At 35.1% G+C, this 4023-nt stretch carries 4 protein-coding genes; all 4 read left to right on the top strand.

Going from position 1 to position 4023, the window contains the following annotated elements; all coding sequences use genetic code 11:
- The first annotated feature begins 10 nt into the window (after nt 1-10).
- Nucleotides 11-1120, top strand: coding sequence for a Hop family outer membrane protein HopJ/HopK (hopJ, locus tag DV63_RS17080; RefSeq protein ID WP_001160287.1), 1110 nt, complete (start codon nt 11-13; stop codon nt 1118-1120).
- A gap of 8 nt (nt 1121-1128) precedes the next feature.
- The gene (locus tag DV63_RS17075; protein WP_001139716.1) at nt 1129-2766 is read left to right on the top strand and encodes a class I SAM-dependent methyltransferase; all 1638 of its coding nucleotides are present in this window, start codon (nt 1129-1131) and stop codon (nt 2764-2766) included.
- A complete protein-coding gene (locus DV63_RS17070) occupies nt 2732-3580 on the top strand; it encodes a glycosyltransferase family 9 protein (RefSeq protein ID WP_000557800.1) in 849 nt (282 codons plus the stop codon). The genes DV63_RS17075 and DV63_RS17070 overlap by 35 nt, the downstream gene beginning before the upstream one ends.
- A 45-nt stretch (nt 3581-3625) precedes the next feature.
- A partial coding sequence (locus DV63_RS0209560) for a GTP-binding protein (protein WP_000790211.1) occupies nt 3626-4023 on the top strand: 398 nt, incomplete at its 3' end.

Genomic DNA, 4023 nt, shown 5'->3' with positions numbered 1-4023 from the left:
AGGATCAACCATGCAATTTCCAAAAGCCTTATTACATTCATCATTCTTTCTACCTTTATTTTTATCTTTTTGTATTGCTGAAGAAAATGGGGCGTATGCGAGCGTGGGTTTTGAATATTCTATCAGTCATGCCATCCAACACAACAACCCCTTTTTGAATCAAGAACGCATTAAAACCATTTCTAACGCTCAAAATAAAATTAATAAGCTCAATCAAGTCAAAAATGAAATCACCAGCATGCAAAACACCTTTAACTACATCAACAACGCTTTAAAAAACAACTCCAAATTAACCCCCACTGAAATCCAAGCCGAGAAATACTACCTCCAATCCACCTTTGAAAATATTGGAAAAATAGTGATGATTAGCGGTGGCGTTTCATCTAACCCCCAATTAGTCCAAGCGTTAGAAAAAATACAAGAACCCACCACTAACCCTTTAGAATTTGAAAAAAACTTAAAAAATTTAGAATTGCAATTCACCCAATCCCAAAACAACATGCTTTCTTCTTTATCTTCTCAAACCGCTGCAATTTCAAATTCCCTAAACGCGCTGGATCCCAACTCTTATTCTAAAAACATTTCAAGCATGTATGGGGTAGCTTTGAGCGTAGGTTATAAGCATTTCTTCACCAAGAAAAAAAATCAAGGGTTGCGCTATTACTTGTTCTATGACTATGGTTACACTAATTTTGGTTTTGTGGGTAACGGCTTTGATGGTTTAGGCAAAATGAACAACCACCTCTATGGGCTTGGAATAGATTATCTTTATAATTTCATTGATAATTCACAAAAACATTCTAGCGTGGGTTTTTATGCGGGCTTTGCTTTAGCGGGGAGTTCGTGGGTAGGGAGTGGTTTGAGCATGTGGGTGAGCCAAACGGATTTTATCAACAATTATTTGACGAATTATCAGGCCAAAATGCACACGAGTTTTTTCCAGATCCCTTTGAATTTTGGGGTTCGTGTGAATGTCAATAGGCATAACGGATTTGAAATGGGCTTGAAAATCCCTTTAGCGGTCAATTCTTTTTATGAAACGCATGGCAAAGGGTTGAACACTTCTTTGTTTTTTAAACGCCTTGTCATGTTTAATGTGAGTTATGTTTATAGTTTTTAGGGGGTTAAATGCCTTCAAACGCTCTTTTGATTGAAGAAATCGCTCGCCTAGTCAATGTTTCTCATAGCAGCGTGCATAATTGGATCAAAACCAATCTTTTAGAGAAACTAGAGATTGATCATAAAATTTATGTGAAAACAAGCTCTTTTTTAGATTTTTGCCGCAACCATTTAGGGAAAAACAAGCTTAACAAATACGCTAACAAATCCCTAAAAGGCGCGCATAACCATCAAGAATTGATTTTAAAATACCTAAAAATATTAGAAAATAGCTCTGATTTAGAGAAGTTGGGTTCTTATTATGAAGAAGAGCTTTCTAACACCACCAGAAATTTAGAAGGCATTTACTACACTCCTAATCAAATAGTAGAACAACTTTTCACTCTCCCTAAAGATTTTGATGCCTCTCAAGCGATTTTTTGCGATCCGGCTGTGGGGAGCGGGAATTTTATCATGCATGCTTTAAAACTGGGGTTTAAGGTTGAAAATATTTATGGCTATGATACGGACGCTTTTGCTATCGCTTTGACTAAAAAGCGTATTAAAGAGCGTTATCATTTAGATTGCCCTAATATTATACAAAAAGATTTTTTAAATTTAAAACACACCCCACAATTTGATTGCATTTTCACTAACCCGCCATGGGGCAAGAAATACAATCAAAACCAAAAAGAAAATTTCAAACAGCGCTTCAACCTCTCTCAAAGCCTAGATAGCGCGTCGCTCTTTTTTATAGCGAGTTTGAATTGTTTAAAAGAAAACGCTCATTTGGGGCTATTATTACCCGAAAGTTGTTTGAATATTGATGCGTTTAAAAAAATGCGAGAAATGGCTCTGAAGTTTCAAATTAGAAGCCTGATTGATTTCAACAAACCCTTTAGAACCCTAATGACTAAGGCTGTGGGTTTGGTGCTTAAAAAAACCCCTAACAAGGATCAAAAAATCTCATGCTTTTATCAAAATAGCAAGTTCAAACGCTCGCCCTCTTCTTTTTTAAACAACCCTAAAAAGATTTTTAATATCCATTGCTCTAGTAAAGAAAATAAAATTTTAGACCACCTTTTTTCCCTTCCTCATATAACTTTAAAAAATAACGCTCATTTTGCTTTAGGGATTGTTACAGGCAACAATAAAGAAAAATTACACTCCAAACAAGAAAAAAATACCATTCCTATTTTTAGGGGTTCAGATATTTTAAAAGACGGCTTGAAAGCCCCTAGCCAATTCATTAACGCTGATTTAAAAGACTGCCAGCAAGTCGCTCCCTTAAGCCTTTATCAAGCTAGAGAAAAAATCGTGTATAAATTCATTTCTTCAAAGCTTGTCTTTTTTTATGATAACAAACAACGCCTTTTTTTAAACAGCGCGAACATGTTTGTTTTAAAAGAAAATTTCCCTATCAACGCTAACGCGCTAAAAGAATTATTAAACAGCGATTTAATGCAATTTATTTTTGAATCGCTTTTTAAAACGCATAAAATTTTAAGAAAAGATTTGGAATGCTTGCCCCTATTTGCGCAATTTATCAACAATAGTTTTGATGAAAAATTTTATTTAAAAAATTTAGGGATAGAAAAAAAAGACCCTAAACATTTCACCATCAGGAAAAATCATGCATGTTGCTTGTCTTTTGGCTTTAGGGGATAACCTCATCACGCTTAGCCTTTTAAAAGAAATCGCTTTCAAACAGCAACAGCCCCTTAAAATCCTAGGCACTCGTTTGACTTTAAAAATCGCCAAGCTTTTAGAATGCGAAAAACATTTTGAAATCATTCCTCTTTTTGAAAATGTCCCCGCTTTTTACGATCTTAAAAAACAAGGCGTTTTTTTAGCGATAAAGGATTTTTTATGGTTATTAAAAGCGCTTAAAAAGCATCAAATCAAACATTTGATTTTAGAAAAACAAGATTTTAGAAGCGTTCTTTTAGCCAAATTCATTCCCATAACCACTCCAAATAAAGAAATTAAAAACGTTTATCACAACCGCCAGGAGTTGTTTTCTCAAATTTATGGGCATGTTTTTGATAACCCCCCATATCCCATGGATTTAAAAAACCCCAAAAAGATTTTGATCAACCCTTTCACAAGATCCATAGACCGAAGTATCCCTTTAGAGCATTTGCAAATTATTTTAAAACTCTTAAAACCCTTTTGTATTACGCTTTTAGATTTTGAAGAACGATACGCTTTTTTACAAAGTGAAGTCGCTCATTATCGTGCTAAAACCAGTTTAGAAGAAGTTAAAAACCTGATTTTAGAAAGCGATTTGTATATAGGGGGGGATTCGTTTTTGATCCATTTGGCTTACTATTTAAAGAAAAATTATTTTATCTTTTTTTATAGGGATAATGACGATTTCATGCCACCTAATGGCGGAAATGAAAATTTTCTAAAAGCCCACAAAAGCCATTCTATAGAACAGGATTTAGCCAAAAAATTCCGCCATTTGGGGCTATTGTAATATTGTGTTATACTTCTAATCTCAATTTTGCTTGTTAGGACATTCATGAAAAATATTAGAAATATCGCTGTAATCGCGCATGTTGATCATGGGAAAACCACTTTAGTAGATGGCTTACTTTCTCAATCTGGCACATTTAGTGAGAGGGAAAAAGTGGATGAAAGGGTGATGGATAGCAACGACTTAGAAAGAGAAAGAGGGATTACTATCCTGTCTAAAAACACCGCTATTTATTACAAAGACACTAAAATCAATATCATTGACACTCCCGGGCATGCTGATTTTGGGGGCGAAGTGGAGCGCGTTTTAAAAATGGTGGATGGGGTGCTTCTCCTAGTGGATGCGCAAGAAGGGGTCATGCCTCAAACTAAATTCGTGGTTAAAAAGGCTTTGAGTTTTGGGATTTGCCCTATTGTGGTGGTGAATAAAATTGATAAGCCTGC

This window comes from Helicobacter pylori FD535 (genome assembly GCF_000296015.2).
Classification (GTDB): Bacteria; Campylobacterota; Campylobacteria; order Campylobacterales; family Helicobacteraceae; genus Helicobacter; species Helicobacter pylori_CT.
Note: the sequence above shows the minus strand (reverse complement) of the source record. Positions and strands in the feature narration are given on the sequence as shown.

Bases quoted from the DNA above. Each gene is read 5' to 3' on its own strand.
- hopJ (WP_001160287.1), top strand. From the start codon at position 11: ATGCAATTTCCAAAAGCCTTATTACATTCATCATTCTTTCTACCTTTA.
- DV63_RS17075 (WP_001139716.1), top strand. From the start codon at position 1,129: ATGCCTTCAAACGCTCTTTTGATTGAAGAAATCGCTCGCCTAGTCAAT.
- DV63_RS17070 (WP_000557800.1), top strand. From the start codon at position 2,732: ATGCATGTTGCTTGTCTTTTGGCTTTAGGGGATAACCTCATCACGCTT.